Consider the following 22,831-nt stretch of genomic DNA (forward strand, 5'->3'; position numbering starts at 1 on the left):
CAGAAGTGAAACGCCGTAGCGCCGATGGTAGTGTGGGGTCTCCCCATGCGAGAGTAGGACACTGCCAGGCATCAAATAAACAAAAGAGGCTACCCTAACGGGTGGCCTTTTTTGTTTGTCTCGTTTGGGTGGTGTGCGACTCGAGCATGCATGCGACAAACTGCGCCTGCGCTGGCCCCAGCGGGGTGAGTCTCATCCAGAAGATGAGACGAATACAGTGGACACTGCAGGCATCAAATCAAGCCAAGACCCCATGCCAAAAGCGTGGGGTTTTTGCTATGGAAAAAAGACAGACGCGAGGCGGATAAAAGTCATTGCCGCCCTCGAACCGAGCCTCCTGCGATTGCGGGGGGCTTTTTGCGTTTAAGGGCATGGGAACCCCCGGGAATGCCGGGCGTTGAAGGCGTATATGGCGATTTTCATTCCATAAGGGGCGGCTTATCCGGTAAATTGCGCCGCCGTTGACGTTTTCAGGCAGTAAATTCGCAGCATTTTCAGGCAGATACAGTCACTCACCGGGCTTATATTAGGTGGGGAATCAACTACCGTCCCAGTAACATTGATTTTTCCATCAACGCTGGCACCGAAGGATATTATTTAGAGAGATAGCACTGACCAGTAACGTTTTATTGAATATAGAAATATCCTTTAATAGTTTAAGGATGAGCATTCCGTAACGTTGAGTTTAATTCGCTGCCTGATAAACACCGTATCCGGCCATGGCACCAGCTACATCCCAGACGAAGTCTTTCCAGCTCCACCCTGTACCGCCCTGACGGCTATCGTAGAACTCTTTCCCCGCACCTATACCTATAGAGAACAATAAACCAAAGCTGCGACTGCGGGCGTCTGACCAATTCTGGTGCTCGCCATATGCCGTGCCTGCCGCGGCAAAAGCAGCGGAGGCGAAGAAGTGCTGAGCTTTGTCTTTCCCCGTCCAGCTATCGTTGGCCATGTGGGTGCAGGCAGTGCTCAGAAAGAATAGGGGGGCGATGACGGCCGAACGGAGATATGAACATCGCTCCATGGAGTATTCCTTTTGTAGATGAAATAAAAACCTGTCTTTAGATAAAGTAGCATGTCAATTCCATTACCGAAACCGATCAGAAACTGAATGAAGGGCAATAAGTTAGCTACTTTAGCCGCCAGATATAATCAGCCGCCTTTTGGAGACCATATTTACGGGTAAACTCCGAGCCTTAAAAATCAGCGTCTCTTTAGTATGTAAGATTTAAATCCGATGAAGCCAAAATATGTTGATGGCAAAGTCGTTAGCCATAACTTTAATTTGGCCAATAAAAAACCCGGCTATTAACCGGGTTGCGATCTGACCATCGAAATCTACAGGATGCGGCTGATTAGACGGTCGATACGAATTCGCCGTAAGCGACGAATCAGTTTCCTGACCTTCACCGGATATTGCTGAATATTTTCCAGCTCAAGGTAGTGGGAAACAACTTTGGTATGCGTACGGATGCATTCTAGCTCTTTCGCCCGCTGTTCGTGCATTTCATGCTTGGGATCGTGGATCAAAATGGCGTTTTCCAGATCCAGGCGCCAGGCGCGCGGGTTTAGGTTATTACCCGTAATCAGCTGCCAGGTATCGTCTACCCACATGCCTTTCAGATGATAAGTGTTATCGCCGTCTTTCCATAGTCGAACCACAAGCTGGCCGTTATCCACAAAGCGCTGTAAGCGACTGAGGAAGCGGCGCAGATTTATTTCATACAGATAAGGTAAAGCTCCGATGATCTTGAAAGGCTGATCTTCCGGAATATAGAAATCGTTTGCCGTTTTGTCCCCGACAATAATCTCAACCTGTTTTCCTTCGCGCAGCAAATAAATGATATTGCGTACCAGCAGTGCAGGCAGGTTGAAATAAGGAGTGCAGATAGTGAGCTTTTCGTCGGCAGAACACATCAGATGATGTATTGCTTTATTTAAAGGACTTTTCTTTCCCAGGCCAACCAACGGGGTCACGGCTAGTTCATCATTACTGCTTCGATCCGTAAATTCATAACCGACATCACGCAGGGATAAGCGGAATTGGCGGGTCTCGTTTTTTATTTCAGGGTTTTTTGGACGATCGCTACGATCTAAGCGCTGAACCGCACCGGCTCCCAGGATCTGTTGCTTGATGTATTCCGCCATTGCATTCGCCATAGCCGGATTTTTAATTAACTGGTAGCGATCGTAACGGTATTTATCGTGCTGATGCAGATAAACATCATTAATACTGGCACCGCTGTAAATGACTCTGTCATCAATAATAAAACCTTTCAGATGCAGAACACCCAAGGCTTCGCGAGTATTTACCGGTACGCCATACACTGGAACGGCAACGCCCGGATGCTTTGCCGCCATATCACAATACCAATCGGCGTTGGTATTAACTGCAGCAGCACCAATACGCCCGCGTTGGGCACGATGCCAGTCAACTAATACGCAAATTTCCAGCTCAGGCCGCTGTTGTTTCGCCTGATAAAGTGCCTGCATGACGTCCCGACCAGCATCATCTTGTTCCAGATACAGTGCGACCAAATAAATACGTTGGGTTGCCTGAGCAATTAATTCCAGCAGAGTTGCGCGGAAAACCTTCGGGCAGTAAAGCGTTTGGACATCATCAACTGACTGGGGGAGTTTGGGCAGTTGTGCAAGGTGTTGTTGATGTTTGCTACGTTTGAATTTTGACAACATCACAGTGCGCTTCTTCTCTCGTTATTTGATGGCAAAACCGCCATAGCTTAAGAATACTAATCCATAGAATCTGGCGATAATACCACTAGTTACCCGTGTTGTGCGTAAGTTTTGCCTGCGGGTTAGCTAATCGACCAGCTCTGTGGCCTCGGTCACCCTTATGTTCGTCATCTTTCACGCTGGCTGCTTGCTTCCAATCCAATGACTTCGCGGGTTAAGCTTCGGCAAATTTGTGCCGTTGCCGTTTGGCCACGGCGTGAAATTTATCGGGCATAAATGAGTCAATAAATCACAGTGTTAATTCGAGATTAACGATTCCGTCTTCCAACTGTACGTCAACGTTGAACCCCAACTTTTGTGCCAGTCCGATCATCCCGCGATTGTGCGGCATGGTAATGGCGGTTAAACGGGTTAAACCGTGGCCTCGGGTATAGTGAATCATTTTCTCCAATAGCCGACTGCCTAGCCCCAAACCTTTCAGGTCGGATCGAACCAGTACTGCGAACTCGGCGTCAATATTGTCTGGATCGCTTAAGGCGCGAGTGACACCAATGATTTCGCTGTTTCCATGTTGCTGACGCACAGCGACAAAAGCCATTTCTCGATCGTAGTCGATTTGCGTCATATTCGCCAAATCATCGTGATTGAACTCGTTTATCTCACTAAAATAGCGGTAATAAAGATCTTCTTTTGTCACCTTATCAATGAAGTCTTTCAGCAAAGGCTCGTCTTCTGGCAGGATTGGGCGGAACAGGCAGGAGGAACCGTCTTTTAGGTGCACCAGTTCTTCCAGTTCTTGCGGATAGGGGCGAATGGCCAGGCGAGTTTGCGGATCGCCGCTAATTGGCGCCAACTGCATAGAAACATCCAATAGCGTGAATTCACTGCCGGAGGCCAGCACCGGGTGAATATCCAGACGGGTTATCTCTGGGCAATCGAGTATCAGATTGGAAACCTGCACCAGCAGGTGGCTAAGGCCAGGAATATCCAAAGGTTGTAGCGCGCCCCGCCGGCGAATTTTTCCACCTTTTACCGCCTGTAAAATCAGATAGCGGGCCAGCGCCATATTCAGCGGCGGCAGAGCAACCGCCGCCTGTGTTTCCTGATGCCACTCCACGCCACCTTCTCCCAGCATAATCAGCGGGCCGAAAATGGCATCTTGCTCCACCACAATCCGCAGTTCCTGTGCACCAGCGCGGTGAGCCATGCTTTGTACCAGCAGGCCATGAATACGTGCCTGGGGATAAGTGCGCTTAACCCGATCGAGAATATCATCAGCGGCGCGCTGCACTTCTAGCGCGGTGCGCAGATAGAGCATTACCCCCTGAACCTCCGATTTGTGGGGAATATCCGGTGAGCGCAGTTTGATTGCTACCGGATAGCCAATTTGTTCAGCGATATGTACCGCTTCCACGCTGTCACTGGCAATCCAGGTTGGCAGGATGCTAAGACCGTAGGCTTGCAGAATTGGCTGCACTTCATGGGTATCCAATTGCGTAGTGCCTTCCGCCAGCGCCTGACGAATTAACTGATGCACGTGAGTGGTATTGGCTGTTAGTCCTACCGGTAGAGCGGGTGTTTCCTTTAATTGTTTCTGGTTACGGCGGTATTCCACCATATGCATAAAAGCGGTAATAGCACCCTCTGGGGTGCGATAAGTCGGTATTCCCGCTTCGGTAAACATTCGGCGTGCGTCCTGAGATGAATATTCGCCACACCAATTAGTTAGCAAGGTAATTCGTTTTCCGCGCGGGTGTTGCTGGATGGCCGAAATCAGCAGTTCGGCCGTTTTATTACCGGGAGCCGCCGCGCTAGGGGAGTGAATTAATAGCAGCGCATCATAATCTGTACTGTCTAATAACGGCCTGACCGCCGCCAGGTAGCGTTCAGCGCTGGCATCGTCCCGTAGGTCTATTGGGTTGCGGATGGTGACAAAAGGCGGTAGTGCCTCGCTTAGCACGCGATGAGTTTGTTCCGATAAGGTCGCCAGCTTGCCGTTACGGCTAATCAATTCGTCCAGTGCCATCGCCGCTGGCGCAGAGCCGTTGCTGACAATCAGTAGCTTTTCACCGCGTAGCGGGCGCATATGACTGAGCGTTTCGACCGCAGAGAATAATTCGTGCGTGTCTTGCACTCGCAATAAACCCGCTCGTTGGATTGCTGCGTCGTAGGCGGCGTCCAGCCCTTGCTGGCCATCGAGTAACTGCTGAGCGCGCTGAGTTCGACCACTTTTTACTACTAAAATGGGTTTATTACGCGAGGCGCTGCGAGAGGCGGATAAAAAGCGGCGGGCGTCGCTGATATGCTCGATATACAGCATGATGGCGCTGGTTTTGGCATCGCGAGACAGGAAATCGAGCAGATCATCCAAATCGATATCCAAACTGTCGCCCAGCGCAATAAAGTAGGAAAAACCGACTTCTCGCTGCTGCGCCCAGTCCAGCACCGTGTTGGCCACCGCCGCCGACTGGGAGATGAATGCCAGCTTGCCTTTTTGAATCGGAACTGGAGAAAAACTGGCGTTCAGTCCTTGCCACGGAGCCAGTAGCCCAAGGCTATTTGGCCCAAGTAACCGCATGTTATAGCGATGGGCACAGGCTTTTAACTCGGGGAATTGATCCGGCGGCGCGGACAGAATAATAACGGTTTTACAGCCGCGGGTGCCTAAGGCATCCAAAAGTGACAGATTACGGCTGGCATTGGTGCAGAGAATGGCTAAATCCGGCGTTAGCGGCAGGGACGCGATATCCGGATAGGCCAATACGCCGCTGACCGCTTTATAGCTTGGCGTGACCGGTAAAATTGGCCCATTAAACCCGCCGTCCAGCAGATTACGCATCATCAGGAAGCCCGCCCGCTCCGGTTTTTCAGAGGCACCGATAACCGCAATCGACTTGGGGCGTAACAGTGCTTCTAATCCTCGTTGGCTCATGGCGTCTCCTGTTAGTTAACCTGCTAAAGGTTGCCAGGAGACTTTAGTCGTTTTTTGGCAGAATTGCTGTGACCCGTGGCACTGGATGGTGAGGTTTGCCTGCTAAGTATTGCTGCCTGAAATAGTTAAAGTGTGCGCTCAGTCCTTCCGCCGCTTGCAAATCGCCAGCCTGCTCCAGCAAAGCGGCAGCAACTTCAACGGTGCAATGCTGTTCCGGTCGCTGGGCTTCGCGTAGCTGATAGTTTGAAGTCATGTTGACGTTAAGAGAAAGCATCGGTAATCCCGCAAGATATGGGCTTTTGCGAAACATTTTCTTTGCTTCTGTCCAAGTGCCGTCGAGCAGAATAAACAGCGGTGGCTTGCCGCCTGCAGGGATCTTATTAAGAACCTGTCGATCCGGTTCGGCGTAGGCTTCGGGAAACACGACATAAGGCTGGCGGGAAGGATCGGCAATGGCTGCTAGTAGCGCCGGGTCTACTTCAGTTCTGGCCCACAGGAAGGCCTGTGTGTTCGGCAGAATATCGGCGATTAAACGGCCGGTATTGCTGGGTTTAAGCGGCTCGGTGTCGAACATCACCAAACAAAAACGGCTGGTGGCCTGTAATGGTCTAATGGTGTCGCACAGACACAGACGCTCGGCCAGCAGGCAATTTTGACAGCGAATGGCGCGACAACCGCGGGCGCGGTAAGGGCGAGTCGAAGCGTCGAGGCGTTGTTTACGCAGGCGCAGAACGGCATTTTCAGTCATAACGGCGGCGGCAGATGGTGTATCAGTCACGACTGACTCCTGAGAAAAAGCGCTATTCTAATCAACCCTTGGGGACAGGGATAGAACAAACGCTCCGGCGGAGAAATTCTCGGCCGGAGCGGGGGAGTTAACCGCGATGATTCACTCGAAATGGGTTAAACTAACGCTAGGGTAAACTGATTACTGCGCCAATTGCTCATCCAGCCAGCCTTCAAAAGGGGCTTTAGGCAGCGCGCCGCTGAGCATATCGACCATTTTGCCTTTTTTATACAGCATAATGGTGGGAATGCTGCGAATGCGAAAACGCGTACTGAGAGCAGGTTCCGCTTCGGTATTGACTTTGACGAAGCGAATCTTGCCTGCGCGGTCATTCGCCACATCTTCAAAGATTGGCGCAAAGCTGCGACACGGCCCACACCAGGGCGCCCAAAAGTCGATAACAATCGGCAGGTCGTCCTGTAGCAGTTTATCCAGCGTTTCTGCGGTGGCGTTGCTCACTTCGCCGTCAAACAGCGAATGACCACAGCGGCCGCATTTAGCGCCATCATCAATACGTTCTTCCGGCAGGCGGTTGGTCGCCATACATGCTGTGCATACCGTATTCATAAATTAGCCTTAATTCTTGGGTAAAGAGAGCTGGAAACAACAGTATTAAGTGGTTTTAGCGTGGGAGAGCGCGACTCTGACCACGGTGTTGTTTCGTTTATGTTATCTATTATGATGACAAATGCTGTCATCGCCAAAAAGGTTTATTCGATGAATACGATAGTTGCCGGCTTTTAGCGCTCGCTTATGGCTTACCGGGCGGACATCAGGTAATCTTCGCGCCCTGCGCGTTGGTGGAGAAGACAATGAACGATTCATTTAGTGGCAAAAACGGCAAAGTTAAAGTGATGTACGTCCGTAGTGACGAGAGCAGCAGCGACGACCGTAACAAAAACAAGCGTCCGGCAGGCAAAGGCCGTCCGGATAACGCACGTCAGGGCGGTTCGCATCAGGGCAATCCACGTCAGGATGGCTCACGTCAGGACAATTCACGTCGTGGTGACTCTCGTCGTAGTGATTCAGGCCGTAATGAAAGCGATCGTCCTCGCCGTCCGGCCCGTTCTGAAGATCGCGGCCCGTACGACTCACCGTGGAAGACCGTTTCCCGTGCGCCGTCCGAAGAGCCAGAGTTTGACCACGGCGGCATCGGCGGTAAGAGCCATATCGATCCGGCACAGCTGCGTCGTCAGCGTGCGGAAGAAACCCGTGTGTATGGCGAAAATGCCTGTCAGGCGCTGTTTAACAGCCGTCCTGATGCCATTGTTCGCGCCTGGTTTGTGCAGTCCGTCACGCCGCGATTCCGCGAAGCGTTGAAATGGATGGCGGCAAACCGTAAGGCTTATCACGTGGTTGATGAAGAAGAACTGGCGAAGGCCTCCGGCACCGAGCATCACGGTGGCGTATGCTTCCTGATTAAGAAACGTCAGGGTCTGGACGCGGAAACTTATCTGCAACAGGCTCCGCAACAAGATTGCGTATTGGCGCTGGAAGAAGTGGGTAACCCGCACAATCTGGGCGCAATTATGCGTACTTGTGCGCATTTCGGTATTAACGGCGTATTGCTGCAAGATCCGGCAATGTTGGAATCCGGTGCGGCAGTACGTACCGCAGAAGGCGGCGCGGAACACATCAAAGCGATTAACGCCGATGATTTCCTCTCCGTATTGGATACCTTCCGTAACGCGGGCTACACCATTGTGACCACTTCCAGCCATAAAGGGACGACTCTGGCGAAAGCCGAGCTGCCTGCCAAAATGGTATTGGTGTTAGGTCAGGAAAGTGATGGTCTGACGGACAGCGCGTGGCAGCAGGGCGATCTCAGCGTTTCTATCGGCGGGACTGGCCGGGTAGAAAGCCTGAATGTTTCCGTTGCGACCGGTATTTTACTGGCGGAATGGTGGCGTCAGAACAGCGGCGAATAAGCCATTGAGCTTTGCGTAGCACGCACAGCCAGTGATTTTGTCGCGTTGATTCAGCGGGTTTAACCCGGTAATCCAGTCAGGCTCAAACTATGTTTGGGCCTGATTTGTTTGTAACGTAATATGTTAAATATTTGATTTTTTCAGTATCAGTATCATCCTGTTTTCATTTATTTCCCCGTAAAATCCAACGGACTCTGTTTTTATTCACATGACTATTAATTGATAAATAAGCGAGATGGTTAATTTGTTTTGTTGTTAATCCTATTACCTATATTAAAAGCACGATAAATATTTTGTGTGATAATTTAATGATTAATTTGCTAATAATTAATTAATCCGCATTTAATTAAAATCAATAAAATAAATTAATTCGATAAAAACAGCTAAATTAGAAATAATAGCTATAATTATTTTTTATGATATAAATCGCTGCTTATGTAATTAGATTGATTAATATATGTAATTTCATGCGAGAATTTAAATTAAATACTTTTAAAAACAAGGCGCTATTGTTTCTATAGTGTTGGCGCAATGATGTCGAAACTCGCTATCAGCGCACTCTATATCACCAAAATAATGTATTTCCCGATTTGAATCATCCCAATTTAATTTATTTGAATGTGAGGAAGAGCTTCATGGAAAGGCGTGCATTTCTGAAAGGAGCGGCAGCTCTGGGTTTAACGGCCGGAGCTGCGTCGGTCAATGCGGTAGAAAATGCGTCATTACCGCTGACGGATGATGTTGAAGGGGCATTAGCCCGTTTCCGTAAAACGGTTCCAGCCAATTTTAATTCCGATTATGTTGAGAATGCGGTTATACCTTTCTTTCTGAGTCGTTTCTATGACGGTGAAAAACCGATGTTGCCGATGATTGGCCTGAGTCTCAGCAAGAAAAATGCGCTGCCCTATGATCTGTGGGGATTGCTGTATAAGGATTGGAAACCGACGCCATCCGAAGGAGAAACCGTATTTTTGCAAGGGCTGGATGAGCGCGGAGAACATAATATGCGTAAGCGCATATATTATTCCGCGGTGACGCCCGATTTATATCAGCCAATGTATCAGGAAAAAATCGCGGCATTTTTCGATCTGTTAATGGAACCGCAATTTGCGGATAAACCTTTTATGCGTCACTACGCGGATCATTATGTCGACGTATATTGGGATCTGCATTTAGGCGTTAAAGGGCAGGCGGTACCGCAAAAGGTTCGTGAAGTCGGTGAATCTTTTAATGCTGTGCTGGCCTATCGCGATCCTCTTCAACCCATTGTCTACGAACATTATATGAGGGTTCGCAGCAATATTGATTATCTTAAACAATGGATTGATGAGCGCGTGGATGATATTCGAACCGGACGCGTTGCCGAACCGCAAAAAACGCTGGCCTGGTATTGGCTAAAAAACTCCGAAAATAACGATAATTTCAGCAAGAAAGATATCGTTTTTGAGTGTTTCCATAACTTTGTTGCTTTCAATCAATGGGGCAAAACGCTGTATGGCATCATGATGAATCTCAGCGAAAATAATGGCGATCCGGCGGTAAAAGCCGCCTTCAAGAAAACCATGAGCGGAGATTATCAGAATGCCAAAGACGCGGCCTACACGCCGTTGGATCTATTGGTTATGGAGTTATTCCGCACTATTTCGCCAAACGCCCGCAGTGTTTCCGTTGCAGAGGATGTGCAGCATAAAGTGTATGGCGAGCGTTTTGGCCTGCCGTTGAAGCGCCATAGCTATATCAACACGCCTCATACCAGCAGTAACTTCAATCCGGTTCACTGGGCGCAGCCGGAGAAATTTGATCCTGAACGTTATCTCAAGGTGCCGACCAGCGCGGAAATCACCGAAGAAGAATGCAAGCGTATCGGTTTGGCTCGCTGCCCGTTCGATATTACCTCAATGCCGGTAAACGATGGCCGCAATATGGCAGTGACCAACAGCGGATTTGGGACGGTATTTAGCGTCATTGATGATAAAAAACAACCGGTATGTGATTACGCCGGTTTTGCTCCCTTTGGTTTCAGCTATCGCCGTTGTCCGGGAGAGCAGTTTACTATTCAGGTTATGGGCGAATTTTTGACCAAAGTCTGGCGGGATAAAATTACCTTCCATAAACTGGCGTTGGTTAAGCCCGAGAGAGTGCCGATCAGTCCGCGAACGGTGATCGATGACAATATCAGTTTCAGAAGATAGCTATAGATACTCGTGATGTTACTGGCAAAAAAATGCCGCTCGTTGATAAACGAGCGGCATGAGAATCCTGAATCAGCCTGATTTAGTGGGCACCACCGCCACCGCCACCGGAGGTAAACGGAGGACGGGCAAACCACACTAACACCAGTAATAGCAGGAACACCCCAGCCGACAGCCAGAAAATCTCATTAGCCGAAATTATCAGCCCCTGATTGGTAATTTCCCGTGCCAGATAGGCCGAGGCCTGCTGGTGGTTCATGCCTAACTTCTCCAATTCCTGATAGGTCTGCACCGAATTCGGGTTATACGGATTCACAAACTCCGTTAACTGGGAATGGTGCAGAGACTCGCGCTGACTCCAGAGCGTGGTGGTGATTGAGGTACCAATCGATCCCGCCAGCGTTCGTAAAAAGTTAGACAAACTGGACGCGGCCGCCATTCTTTCCGGCGCTAAACCGGACAGGGTAATCGTGGTCAGTGGCATAAAGAAGCAGGCAATAGCGAAACCTTGCACAAACTGCGGCCACGCTGACGCGCCAAAATCCATTCCCGGCTCGAATGTATATGCCCGCCAGTAGAAACAAACTGCATACATAATGAAGCTGAATGTCACTAGCTGGCGCATATCGATACGATGAGAAAAACGCCCGATAATCGGCGACAGTATCACTGGCAAAATCCCGACCGGAGCCGATGCTAATCCAGCCCAGGTAGCGGTATAGCCATAGACTTCTTGCAGTAACTGTGGCAGCAGTACAATAGCGCCGAAGTACAACATATAGGCCAGGCTGATACACAGACAGCCAATAGTAAAGTTACGCGATTTAAACAGCGAGAGGTCGATAACCGGATGATCGTCGGTCAACTCCCAGACAATTAAGAAGGAAATCGCCACCACCGCGACGGCTGCCAAGACAATAATTTCGGTGGAGTTAAACCAATCCAGCTCTTTGCCCTGATCCAGCATGATCTGCAAGGCTCCGATCCCGACCACCAATAGCACCAATCCGATAGTATCGATCGGTTTGATTTCGGTTTTGGTTTCCCGCCCTTTCAGGGTTTGCATCGCGACCAGAATCACCACGATCCCAATTGGGATGTTGATGAAGAAGATCCAGCCCCAGTGATAGTTATCGCTGATATAACCGCCCAGAATCGGGCCAAATATCGGGGCGACCACGATGGTCATCGACCATAGTGCCAGAGCCATTCCTCGCTTGGCGGGGGGATAGTTATTCAGTAGCAAACTCTGCGACAGCGGGATCAACGGGCCGGCAACCAGCCCCTGAATCACGCGGAAGAAGATCAGCATACCTAAACTATTGGAAACGCCGCATAGCCAGGAGGCTAGCGCGAATAGCGCGGTTGACCACAGAAATAAGCGAACCTCACCAATTCGTTTCGCCAGCCAGCCGGTGATGGGGATCGAGATCGCGTTCGCCACACCAAACGAGGTGATAACCCAGGTGCCCTGTGAGTTCGAGGATCCCAGATCGCCTGCTATGGTCGGTATTGCCACGTTAGCAATGGTGGAATCCAGCACCTGCATGAAGGTCGCCAGCGAGAGCGCGACCGTCATCCAGGCGAGTCTGGAGCCCTCTAGGGGTTTTTGAGCCACATTAGCCTCCGGCGGGCTTAACTGGCATTCGCCTGGATCACATCGGCAATCATTTGATTAACCGGTGCCAGATCCAGAGAAAGCGCATTACTTTCGAAGGCGGGTTTTTTACGTACGCTTTCGGCCAGAACCAATCCATCCTGATTAGCCGTATCGACCCGAACGACGGAAGACAAACCGATACGCAACGGGTGCTCTGCTAGCTGTTTGGCATCCAGCTCGATACGCACCGGCAGGCGCTGTACCACTTTGATCCAGTTACCGGTGGCGTTTTGCGCTGGCAGTAAAGAGAAGGCGCTGCCTGTCCCCATATCCAGACCGACCACTTTGCCCTGATAAACCACATCGTCGCCGTAGAAATCAGTGACTACGGTAGCCGGTTGGCCGATACGCATATTAGCCAATTGGGTTTCTTTGAAGTTGGCGTCGATCCACAGCTCATTGGCGGGAACCACGGCCATCAGCGGCGTACCGCTGGCGATCTCAGCGCCAACTTGCACGCTGCGACGGGAAACGTAACCGGTGATCGGGCTGACAATTTTGGTGCGCTGCAACGCTAACCAAGCGTCACGCATTTGCGCGGCGGCCTGCTCGATAGCCGGTTGTTTCTCCAGCGGCGTATTTAAAACCATGGCCTGATTGGCGTTAAATTGCTGTACCGCTACGTCGAGCGTCGCTTTGGCCGCTTCTACCGCATCGCGGGCGTGTTGCAATTCTTCTCGACCAATCGCATCTGCCGCGCCCAGCACTTCACGACGTTTAAGATCGCTTTGAGCTTTTTTCAGTTCGGTTTTTCTTAACTCGATATTGGCCTGATACTGCTTGCCGTTAATCACGAGCTGGTGGGTTTGACGCACGCTGTTCGCCAGCGCGGTTTGTGCTCTGGCAAAAGCCTGCTCAGCATCGGTGGTATCAAGAGTGACCAGTACATCGCCGCTTTTTACCAAATCGGTATTTTCGAAGTTAACGCTAACAACGCTGCCGGGCACCTGGGACATAATCTGTACCTGATTACCGGAAATATAGGCATTATCCGTTTCCTGATGGTGACGCAGCACCAGGAACCAGTAAACCAGATAAGCTACCCCAATAATGATAAAAATAACCGTCAAGAGAATCAGTATATTCTTGCGCTGCTTCTTTTTATTTTGCGGTTGTGGCGGGGTTTGAATTTCCTCGCTTGCGCTCATGGTGTTCTCCACGCTTTATATTATTTTGTTGTATGAGCCATCGCTGTCGGAGCTTGATAGCCGCCGCCCAGTGAACGGATCAGTCCGATCTTCGCCTGCAATAAGTTATTGCTGGCGCTAAGTTCTGCCTGTTGTTGTTGCAAGAATTGTGACTGGCTGGTCAATAGTTCGCCGCGTCCGATAATCCCGGCTTGATAGCGAGCATTGGCAACGCGATACACCTGTTCCATCGCGGCGGAGGCTGAAGCGGCTTGTTGTAACTGCTGCTGGCTGCTCTGCTGGATGGTAATGGCGTCCGCCGTTTCCTGTACCGCATTTAAAATAGTTTGGTTATAGGCTTCGACAGCTTCGTCGTATAAAGCCGATTCTTCACCGAGTTTGCTGCGTAGCGCGCCTGCGTGGAATATCGGTAGGGAAATTGCCGGAGCAAAGTTCCATGCCTGACTGGCGGCTTCGAGCAGATTCGGGTTAGTCCCCTGGAAATTGGTGGTGGAGAAACCGGCAAAGCCGGTGATTGATAAGCTTGGATAAAACTCTTTTTTCGCCGCCTGTACTCGCTGATCGTAAGATTCGACCAACAAACGTTGAGCGGTGATATCCGGCCGTTGACCCAGTAAATCGGTAGTCAGCTCTGCGGGAGGAGATAAGCGATTAATATCCGGAAGGTTCACCTGACGTAGGTTTTGCGTTGCGCTCGGTCCTTGCCCGGTCAGGGCGGCCAATTGATGTTTTAATTGCTCGCTCTGCGCGGTTAGCTGGATTATTTGCTGTTTTACGCCGTCAGACTGCGCCTGAGTCTGCTGCGGAACTTCAACGCCGTAGATACCCGCCTGATATTGTTTCTGATGTAACGCCACCCGACGCTGATTGTTTTCCACTTCCTGCTGCAATAGCTTTTGCAGCGCCAGATGGCTTTGGAGCTGGTAATAAACCGAAGCTACTGAGCTGGTTAGCGTTAGCGTGGCCTGTTGCTGCTCTGCCCGGGCAGCATCGACCTGTGCTTTAGCCGCGTTGACCCGATTGCGGAATTTCCCCCACCAGTCAAACTCGTAGCTCATGTTTAGCCCCAGCGTATTCGCTGTTTCATACAGAGGCTTGTTTGGATAAGCCTGCAAAAATGGCTGAAGCGTATTTTGCGATATTTTTTGTCGGTTGCTGCTGCCGTACAGGTCCAGATTTGGCCCGTTGGCAGCATCTGCCTGCCCCATCACGCTTTGTGCCTCACGTACCCGCGCCGCCGCCTGTTTCAGCGACGGTGAGGTTTGCAGGCTTTGTGTCATTAATGCATCAAGCTGGGGATCGTCCAGAACCCGCCACCACTGAGAGCTTATCGCCAGCGAACTGGTTTTCGGTTGCGCCAATTGCAGTTGCTGGTTATCCATCATACGAGACTGAGGCGCAATATTATCGCTTGAGGCACAGCCCGCCAGTAGTAAAACGGCGAACAAAGGCGTGACCCTCCAGCTATGTGGGGATGGCATAGTTATGTTACCTGGACAGAGATGTAAGGATTACAATTCTGGCACTTCCATTTGATCCAGACGGGTTAATAGCTTACGAGTCAGCTTTTCAAGCTGTTGCTGCTCGTCAGCATCCAGTGTTGACCAGAGGAAATGCAGACATTTATGTTGCGGCGGCAGGAGTTGGTTTAGAAACTCTTCACCGGCCTTGGTTAAATGCAGATGAAGGCAACGGCGATCGTTATGGCTTTCGCGCCGTTCGATCCAACCTTTTTTCTCCAGCTCATCAGCAATGCGGGTCGCGTTGGTACGAGACGATCCTAATGCTGCGCTCAGTTCTGAAGGCTGAATGCTGTGGCTTTCCTGAGCATCCAAAGTAATTAATGCCATGAACAGGGTTTCGTTAATCCCTTGAGCTTTCAACATCTTATTGCGATTTTCGAGCAACTTGCTATGCATATGCATGCACAGGCGGGTCAGCAGAATTTCCTGGTAAGGGAAGTCCTTCTGACGTTTAGCACGAAAATTAAGCATTTGTTCAATGGGAGTAAACGAGCTTTCCATGATAAAGAGCCTCATTAATTTCAGATGATACAGTAACGATAGTTACTAATAATGTAAACGCTATAATACGGTAAAACTTTAGCAATTAGTGTTATTTCACCGAGGTATAGCGTTGATTAATGCCAAGGATAGTAGGGATATCGCGGAATTGCCCACGTTTTGAATGCGTTATCCCATCATTAGCAATTTGAAGGTTATTCCGTAGCTCAGAGCGCCAAATAAAGTAGCGAAAATGATGCTCTTGGTTTTATAGAAATAGGCGCAGATCACGATAAATCCGACCAAAGTAGGGATGAGTTTGTGCGCGTCACGCACAATTTCCGGCACGCTGGAAACCACCAGTAGGGCGCAAATCGAAGCAATTCCGATACTATCCAGCAGGAGCGAAATTTTCCCGCGTTGCAGACCGGCCTGCTTGCGCGCTGGGCCCAGCCGTAGCGGGAGATAACGGAATAAATAGTTCACCAGCCCGACCACCACGCCGATTACGATGACATCCGTATTCATAGCTGTTGCTCCTTAGCCTGTTTTTCTGCCGCATTTGAATCTGTTAAAGACGCAGCGGGAGGCTGAATTAACGCCGCCAGGCAGCCACCGCAGATACCAGCCAGAATCGCCACCGGAATAGAGAATACGAGTGCTCCCAGCAATGCGCCGCCTAGCGAAGCCACCACCGTCAGGCTGTATTGGCGTTTAAAGGAGGCGAGCAGAAAACTCAAAAATAGCGCTGGCAGCATAAAGGACAGTGAGGCTTCAACTGCCGGATAGTTATCTAACGGTCCGTTGCCAAATACGGCACCTACCGCTGTGCCCACCACCCAGGACAGCCAGGAGGTGAATGAGATGCCCAGCATCCAGTTTTCACTCCAGCGGCGCTGATCTTTCATCAGTTTAGCGGTAGCGGCAGCGAAGACTTCATCGGTTAATCCGAAGGCCCACAGGGCGGTTTTCTTACCGGATAGACGCGCCACAATGCGGTGTTTTAACGCGGGGCCATACAGAATATGGCGGACATCCATTGCCATTACCGTTAGGGCGGAAACCCATAGGGACATTCCCGCGCTCAATAATGCGGTAATCACGAATTGGCTGGCACCGGCATAAATAATGCAGGAAAAGAAAATGCTTTCCAGAGGAGTAAACCCCAGCTTAACTGCGCTTAATCCAAAGGCAAAAGCTACGGGGAGATAACCGATCACGATAGGAAGGCTATCGGTCACACCTTCACGAAAACGGGCGATGGGTTGATCGGGGGAAAGGGAGTGAGTTATTGGCTTTGGCATGATGGTAGCTACGGGTCGGCTCGGTTAAAGGGTAGAAAGCAAATTTAAACATTTGGTAACATTACCAGAGTGTTAATACTCTTTGTACCCCATATCCAAAATTTATATCTCAATTTACTATTTGCAAGCTAATCATTTAATTTTTTTAAATTAGCTCACTGGATGATCGGCCGCAGGGTCAAATTTCTTACCCATTAACCACACCACAATATTGAGCAGACACAATCCGCAGCCGGCAATGGCAACGCCGTACCAGCCCGCATGTTGATAGGCAGCGGCAGAAACCAGCGAGCCCAATGCGCCGCCGATAAAGTAAATGGTCATATAACCTGCGGTTAAGCGGTTCCGCGCTTCAGGCATCATACGGTAAATCACGCTTTGGTTAGTGACATGCACCGCCTGCACCGCCAGATCCAAAATGACGACGCCAATGATTAGCGCGATTAACGAATATTGCCCCAAAGCGATGGGGATCCATGACAGCAGCAGCAGGCCCAGACCGGCGCTGGTGGTTAGTCGCGCTTTACCTTTATCCGCCAAACGACCCGCTTTGTTTGCCATCAGAGCGCCAGCGGCGCCCACCAGACCGAATAGACCGATGGTACCTTCGGAATAACCGAAAGGAGGTGAGGCCAACAAAAAGGCCATTGAAGTCCATAACACGCTGAAATTAGCGAAAGACAAGGCTCCCAGCATAGCGCGAGTGCGTAATACCGGCGTACCGAAATACAGCGCAAAAATAGAACTTAGCAATTGCCCGTAGTTCAGACCGGCCTTTTGTTTATAACGCGGTAGGTAGCGCCACAGCACCAGCGCCATCACCGCCATTAGCACGCTGGCAACCCAGAAAATAGTTCGCCAGCCACCGAGGGAAGCCAGTGCGCCAGCCACGGTTCGCGCCAGTAGAATACCCAGCAATAGGCCACTCATGATGGTGCCGACGACCTGACCGCGCTTCTCCGGTTTGGCCAGGGTTGCAGCCAGGGGAACCAGTAACTGCGCGACCACCGAGAACAAACCGGTCAGCGCGGTGCCCACGATCATCATGGTCAGGTTTTGCGACATCGCCGTAATCAGCATGCCGCCAGCGGCTAACAGCGTCATGCCGACGATCAGACCGCGGCGCTCAAACATATCTCCCAACGGCACTAAAAACATCAGCCCAACGGCATAGCCCAATTGAGCTGCGGTAACGATAAATCCAGCCTGATTGACCGAAAGATTAAATGCCTGAGCAATGGTTTCCAGCAACGGTTGAGCGTAATAGTTACTGGCGACCGCCAGACCGGTAGCGATAGACATCAGTACGATCAACGCAGGGCTTAGCCCGGCATGTTCAGTTGTTTGGTTCATGAATAATTCTGCTTAAGATGATGAGGGCGACAGTATTGGATAAATTTAAACGATAAACCAATGTATAATTTTCATCTGATTAATCTCATTTCGAGATAGATAAATGAACCTGAAGCAGATTCGTTATGCACTGGCGGTGGCAGAAACCCAAAGTTTTACTCAGGCGGCGCAACGTTGTCATACGGTGCAATCGGCGCTGAGCCACCAGATTGCTCGTCTGGAGCAAGAGTTGGGTTGCCAGCTGTTTGAACGTACTTCGCGGCGGGTCAGCTTAACCGACGCCGGACAGGCTTTTATTCTGCCCGCTCAACGCTTGTTGGCGGAGCAGCAAAGCCTGATCAATGAAGTTAATGCCGCCAGCGGTAACGTGACCGGTACTTTGACTCTCGGCACTATTTCAACGCTAAATGCCTTTGATCTGACGGAAAAGATTGGAGAATTTAATCGCTGTTATCCGGCGGTGAATATTCGGCTGTATGTTGGAATGAGTGAAACTTTGCTTGAAGACACCCGACAGCAGAAAACCGATGTGTCTTTTGTCGGCATCTGGCCGGGGGATAAAAATACGTTGCCGCTTTCTCATTGTAAGCTAACGGATGAGCCTCTGGTGGCGCTGGTGGCACCGGATCATGTTTTAGCCGGTAAGGCCAGCGTAGACCTGCAAACATTGGCTGCTGTCCCGCTGGTGGATTTCTACAGCGGTACGGGGGCGAGACGTCAAACCGATCGCGCTTTTCAGACCGCGGGTATCAAGCGCCACGTCAATTTCGAGATTGATCATATTGAATGGCTGGAAAATCTGGTGCGACGTGGGCTGGCGGCGGGGATCGTTCCTGTCTCGACCGCTCAGCGGCTAATTTCTCTGGTGTCTATCCCGATCGACGATGGGCCGCGGCGTCAGGTTTATTGCATCTGGCATACGCCGCTTAGCGCTGCCGCCGAACGTTTCCTGCATTTTAGCGGGTTTACCGGACAGGGTATCGCCAGCGCTGAGTAAATCTGGAAAGTCCGTAAGATGAGCGGTTAGATTGCCAGATAAAAAAACAGGCATCGAAAGGCGCCTGTCTGGTTTACGTCAGCGGAGGAGGTTTATTGCGCGGTTTTGTTATTGGCAGCTTCAGCGGCGGTTTTTACCCAGCCGTCAAAGGTTGCCTGATGCGCGGCTATCCAGCCATTCACATGGCGCTCAATATTCGCATCCGATGATTCACCGGCGTGCATTCTCATATTCTGCGCATTCACGTCACTAATCGGTAGTTTCATGATAGAGAACAGTTTGGCGGCAGCCGGATTCGCTTCCGCCCATTTCTTATTGGCGACGATGTGCATCACGCTTGGCGGAAAACCGTAGTTGGCACCGTTAGCCAGTTGGGTATCGATGCTTTTATCCGGCAGGGAGGAGAACGGTACTTGCAGCCAGATTACGTCACGACCCGGAACCAGCACATCGCTAACCCAGTAAGGCGTCCAGGTGTAATACAAAATTGGCTTGCCTTCTTTGTAACGGGTAATGGTATCGGCAATCATTGCCGCATAGTTGCCCTGATTATGGGTGACGGTATTACTCAACCCATAAGCATCAATCTGATGATTAATTGGTGCTTCACAACCCCAACCCGGATTACAGCCAGTCAGATCGGCTTTGCCATCGTTGTTGGCGTCAAACAGCTTGGCAATCTTCGGATCTTTAAGCTGTTCAATATTGGTAATGTGGTATTTATCCGCAGTTTTCTTATCGATCAAATAGCCCTGCGCCAAGCCTTCAATATAATTGCCCTGACGATAGAATTTGGCATCGCCACCCGCCGCTTTATATTGGTCGTCATGCAGCGGCTCCCAGTTTACCGCCAGAAAAGTCGCATCACCGGCAGCGATAGTGGCATAAGCCACGTTGTAATCAACTTCCTTGGTCGGTTGAACGTCGTAGCCGAGTTTTTCCAGCGCTTTATTCACCAGCGCGGTCTGGAAGGTTTCTTCGGAAATGGTGCTTTGAATGGGTAAAACGGTCACGCCTTTGCCCGGTAATTCAGCGGCGGATAATTGAGAGCTAACCAGCGTAGTGAGAGCCAGTGCCCAGATGCCTGTGGTGCGCATGAGTTGTTCCTTCTTAGTCTTGCCCTTCATCTTTCACGCCGCAGCGGTACTGGCTGCAACCTGAAATCTATCGGGCATGAGTAAAATTGATGACTTATTAAGCCCATTTTAGGGAGAGCGCAGCGATGGGATCGAATTGGCGTCAGCCACCTGAACGCCTTTGGCGTGGTAGAACCAAGAATCTCGCTTGAATCCCGTTCCCTGTACTGCGCCGCGATTTTGGCTATCCATAGGGTATTTATATGATTTGTTTTTAACGCTGCCGCTGGGACGATTGCCATTGCGGCAGCGTTAAGAACGCAGGCTATCAGCCCTTGTAACAAGCTGTTATCACGCTTTTTTGATAAAAGGTTTGGCGATCAGACCCAGCGGGCCAGTGGTGTACCAGCGGCCAACGCCTTTGCTACGGCGATCTCGGCCCAGAGATTGAGTTAGGCGGTCGAGGATAATCGCCAGAATAACAATCCCCACGCCACCGACGGCAGCTAATCCCATATCCAGACGGCCAATACCACGCAGTACCATTTGACCTAAACCACCGACCGCAATCATCGAGGCAATCACCACCATAGACAGCGCCAGCATCAGAGTCTGGTTAACGCCGGCCATAATGGTCGGCATCGCCAGCGGCAATTGCACCTTAAACAGCAACTGGCGTGGATTGGCACCAAAGGATTCTGCGGCCTCGATTAGATCTTCCGGCACCTGTTTGATACCTAAAATAGTCAATCGCACTATGGGTGGCAGAGCAAAGATAATGGTGACGACCACGCCCGGCACGTTACCGATACCGAACAGCATCACGATTGGAACCAGATAGACAAACGCTGGTGTAGTCTGCATCGCATCCAATAATGGCCTGATAATTCTGGCGGCGTTATTACTGCGTGCCAGCCAGATCCCGAGGGGCAGCCCGATCAAAATACAGAAGAACAGCGAAGTCAGAACCAGCGCCAACGTAACCATCGCCTGTGACCATGCGCCGATGGCACCGATAGCAATCAGAGACACCAGCGTTGCGACGCCCATCCCCAAGGTAGAAAACTGCCATGCAATCAGAGCGAAAACCAGAATCGCAACCGGCGCTGGCATTCCCAGCAACATGTGCTGAAAACCGCTCAGGATAAAATCAACCGGAACCCGAATGCCCTGAAATACCGGGCGGAAGTGAGTCACAACCCAGTCAATACCCTGTGTAACCCACGAGTCCAGCGGCACCCACGTGTTGTGGAATGGGTCCATCAGGCTAAAATGCTCGGGAGCGACAGCAGGCGCGCTGTTTAACCAGTCTGCGCCTGTTTGTGCGGTTTGGTTGGTTGCTTCCTGAGCCGCCGCGCTGCCCTGAGCCATGCTGGCGCCCCAAGGATCTGCCGCAGCAGAAAGTACCTGCGGCGCAGCATCGGTAGCGGTGGTCGACGCCTGTTGAGCAACATCAGCCGCCGTCTCCCACGGATTATTGATAACCTGCTCGTTAACCTGTGTTGTATTACTCATTTGGCGTCTCCTTATCTAAGGCTTGCAGCAGCATGGCCTTGGAAATAATACCGATATAGTTGTTGTCCTCGCCCACCACCGGAACGGCGCAAGGGGCTTGAGCAACAAGTGAAATCAACTCATTGAGCGGCATATCAGCCGGAACCGGCGCTGGCTCAGCCAATAAGGCATGATCGAGCGGCTGGTTTTCTGAAAGAGCCTGTTTCAATGAATCTATCGATACCACGCCGATAAATTTTTGCCCGCGTTCCAACACATAGCCGTAATCGCGGTCTTCATCCTGAAGTAGTTTTAACGCTGAACGGGGGCCAAATCCTGGAGTCTTGCGGATTAAGGCCACCGGACGACGACGAGCAATATCTTTTGCGCTAAATACGTGACTAATATCAACGCCACGGAAGAAGGTTCTTACATATTCATTTGCCGGATTATTCAATATTTCATCCGGTGTACCGACCTGAACGACTTCCCCGCCTTGCATAATGGCAATACGGTCGCCAATACGCATGGCTTCGTCTAAATCATGGGAAATAAAAACGATGGTACGTTGATGCTTGGCCTGCAATTTCACCAACTCATCCTGCATCTCAGTACGAATTAATGGATCTAGCGCTGAGAAGGCCTCATCCATCAATAATATGTCCGGATTGTTTGCCATTGCTCGCGCTAAACCAACGCGTTGACGCATACCGCCAGAAAGTTCATCGGGATATGAATAAGCATAATTATCCAGACTGACCTGACGTAACGCCTCTAATGCTTTTTCATGGCGTTCTTTTAGCGGGACTCCGGCTAATTCCATACCAAAGGCTGTATTATCTAACACATTCAGATGAGGCATTAAGGCAAATGACTGGAATACCATACTGATTTTATTTCGCCGAACGGTCCGTAATGCACTGTCAGATATTTTGGCAATATCTTCACCATCAATAAGGACTTCGCCGCGAGTAGGTTCTATCAGACGATTGAGAAGGCGTACCAGGGTGGATTTACCGGAACCCGATAACCCCATGATGACGAATATCTCGCCTTCTTCAATGGCCAGACTGGCATCTTTGACGCCAACGGACAAACCGGTTTTACTAAATATCTGGTCTTTATTCATGCCAGATTCAATCAATTTAAAGGCCCGATCCGGGTGCTCACCAAATATCTTATATAAATTTTTTACTTCGAGTTTAATTGCCATGCAGTGGGTATATTCCTCTGTCAATTCTTAGATTATATTTTTTCCTG

The 22,831-nt window shown here is 50.4% G+C and carries 19 protein-coding genes; 3 read left to right on the forward strand and 16 right to left on the reverse strand.

The genetic code is table 11. The annotated features are described in order from the left end of the window. Window positions 1–685: 685 nt before the first annotated feature. From DBA33_RS16435 to trxC, 5 genes are all read right to left on the reverse strand, one after another. Window positions 686–1,027: a YfiM family lipoprotein gene (locus DBA33_RS16435; protein WP_064516666.1), complete on the reverse strand. Its 342-nt coding sequence runs from the start codon at window positions 1,025–1,027 to the stop codon at window positions 686–688. Window positions 1,028–1,341: 314 nt separating this feature from the next. Next, window positions 1,342–2,697 carry a CDP-diacylglycerol--serine O-phosphatidyltransferase gene (gene pssA, locus DBA33_RS16440; protein WP_064516668.1) on the reverse strand — a complete coding sequence of 452 codons (1,356 nt, stop codon included), beginning with the start codon at window positions 2,695–2,697 and terminating at the stop codon, window positions 1,342–1,344. Between the two features lie 289 nt (window positions 2,698–2,986). After that, on the reverse strand, window positions 2,987–5,629 hold the full coding sequence (locus tag DBA33_RS16445; protein ID WP_120806835.1) for a bifunctional acetate--CoA ligase family protein/GNAT family N-acetyltransferase: 2,643 nt from the start codon (window positions 5,627–5,629) through the stop codon (window positions 2,987–2,989). Between the two features lie 43 nt (window positions 5,630–5,672). Then, entirely contained in the window at window positions 5,673–6,377 is a 705-nt protein-coding gene (locus tag DBA33_RS16450; protein ID WP_064518468.1) for a tRNA-uridine aminocarboxypropyltransferase, read from the reverse strand. A 180-nt stretch (window positions 6,378–6,557) separates the two neighbouring features. Further along, window positions 6,558–6,983, reverse strand: a complete 426-nt coding sequence (gene trxC / locus DBA33_RS16455) for a thioredoxin TrxC (RefSeq protein ID WP_120806836.1) — start codon at window positions 6,981–6,983, stop codon at window positions 6,558–6,560. A gap of 245 nt (window positions 6,984–7,228) precedes the next feature. Between trxC and DBA33_RS16460 the strand changes: the two genes are divergently transcribed. Then, on the forward strand, window positions 7,229–8,344 hold the full coding sequence (locus DBA33_RS16460; RefSeq protein ID WP_064516674.1) for a tRNA/rRNA methyltransferase: 1,116 nt from the start codon (window positions 7,229–7,231) through the stop codon (window positions 8,342–8,344). A 635-nt stretch (window positions 8,345–8,979) separates the two neighbouring features. After that, on the forward strand, window positions 8,980–10,536 hold the full coding sequence (locus DBA33_RS16465) for a twin-arginine translocation signal domain-containing protein (protein ID WP_084414342.1): 1,557 nt from the start codon (window positions 8,980–8,982) through the stop codon (window positions 10,534–10,536). An 82-nt stretch (window positions 10,537–10,618) separates the two neighbouring features. Here the strand turns inward: DBA33_RS16465 and emrB are convergent, their stop codons facing one another. The 7 genes from emrB to DBA33_RS16500 form a co-directional block, all read right to left on the reverse strand. Further along, window positions 10,619–12,154 (reverse strand): multidrug efflux MFS transporter permease subunit EmrB, encoded by a 1,536-nt coding sequence (gene emrB / locus DBA33_RS16470; protein WP_064516676.1) that lies wholly within the window; start codon window positions 12,152–12,154, stop codon window positions 10,619–10,621. Between the two features lie 17 nt (window positions 12,155–12,171). Beyond that, window positions 12,172–13,344 carry a multidrug efflux MFS transporter periplasmic adaptor subunit EmrA gene (gene emrA / locus DBA33_RS16475; protein ID WP_064516678.1) on the reverse strand — a complete coding sequence of 391 codons (1,173 nt, stop codon included), beginning with the start codon at window positions 13,342–13,344 and terminating at the stop codon, window positions 12,172–12,174. A gap of 20 nt (window positions 13,345–13,364) precedes the next feature. Then, window positions 13,365–14,825, reverse strand: a complete 1,461-nt coding sequence (locus DBA33_RS16480) for an efflux transporter outer membrane subunit (protein ID WP_064516680.1) — start codon at window positions 14,823–14,825, stop codon at window positions 13,365–13,367. Window positions 14,826–14,855: 30 nt separating this feature from the next. Further along, entirely contained in the window at window positions 14,856–15,368 is a 513-nt protein-coding gene (mprA, locus tag DBA33_RS16485; protein ID WP_049601928.1) for a transcriptional repressor MprA, read from the reverse strand. Window positions 15,369–15,536: 168 nt separating this feature from the next. After that, on the reverse strand, window positions 15,537–15,875 hold the full coding sequence (gene ygaH / locus DBA33_RS16490; RefSeq protein ID WP_064516682.1) for an L-valine transporter subunit YgaH: 339 nt from the start codon (window positions 15,873–15,875) through the stop codon (window positions 15,537–15,539). Further along, the gene (locus DBA33_RS16495) at window positions 15,872–16,651 is read right to left on the reverse strand and encodes an AzlC family ABC transporter permease (RefSeq protein WP_064516684.1); all 780 of its coding nucleotides are present in this window, start codon (window positions 16,649–16,651) and stop codon (window positions 15,872–15,874) included. The genes ygaH and DBA33_RS16495 overlap by 4 nt, the downstream gene beginning before the upstream one ends. Window positions 16,652–16,801: 150 nt before the next feature. Continuing rightward, window positions 16,802–18,004, reverse strand: coding sequence for an MFS transporter (locus DBA33_RS16500; protein ID WP_064516686.1), 1,203 nt, complete (start codon window positions 18,002–18,004; stop codon window positions 16,802–16,804). Window positions 18,005–18,107: 103 nt separating this feature from the next. Between DBA33_RS16500 and DBA33_RS16505 the strand changes: the two genes are divergently transcribed. Then, window positions 18,108–19,001: a LysR family transcriptional regulator gene (locus tag DBA33_RS16505; RefSeq protein WP_064516687.1), complete on the forward strand. Its 894-nt coding sequence runs from the start codon at window positions 18,108–18,110 to the stop codon at window positions 18,999–19,001. Between the two features lie 92 nt (window positions 19,002–19,093). Here DBA33_RS16505 and proX read toward each other — a convergent pair whose 3' ends face one another. The 4 genes from proX to proV form a co-directional block, all read right to left on the reverse strand. Continuing rightward, window positions 19,094–20,098: a glycine betaine/L-proline ABC transporter substrate-binding protein ProX gene (proX, locus tag DBA33_RS16510; RefSeq protein WP_064516689.1), complete on the reverse strand. Its 1,005-nt coding sequence runs from the start codon at window positions 20,096–20,098 to the stop codon at window positions 19,094–19,096. Between the two features lie 108 nt (window positions 20,099–20,206). Then, complete coding sequence (locus DBA33_RS21180) at window positions 20,207–20,329, reverse strand: hypothetical protein (RefSeq protein ID WP_256966726.1); 123 nt, start codon at window positions 20,327–20,329, stop codon at window positions 20,207–20,209. Window positions 20,330–20,428: 99 nt separating this feature from the next. Continuing rightward, window positions 20,429–21,592, reverse strand: coding sequence for a glycine betaine/L-proline ABC transporter permease ProW (gene proW, locus DBA33_RS16515; RefSeq protein ID WP_064516691.1), 1,164 nt, complete (start codon window positions 21,590–21,592; stop codon window positions 20,429–20,431). Then, a complete protein-coding gene (gene proV / locus DBA33_RS16520) occupies window positions 21,585–22,784 on the reverse strand; it encodes a glycine betaine/L-proline ABC transporter ATP-binding protein ProV (protein ID WP_049601949.1) in 1,200 nt (399 codons plus the stop codon). Before proV ends, proW begins: the two co-directional genes overlap by 8 nt. Window positions 22,785–22,831: the final 47 nt, after the last annotated feature.

It is taken from the genome of Yersinia sp. IP36721, from assembly GCF_003634395.1.
In the GTDB taxonomy this organism is placed as follows: Bacteria; Pseudomonadota; Gammaproteobacteria; order Enterobacterales; family Enterobacteriaceae; genus Yersinia; species Yersinia entomophaga.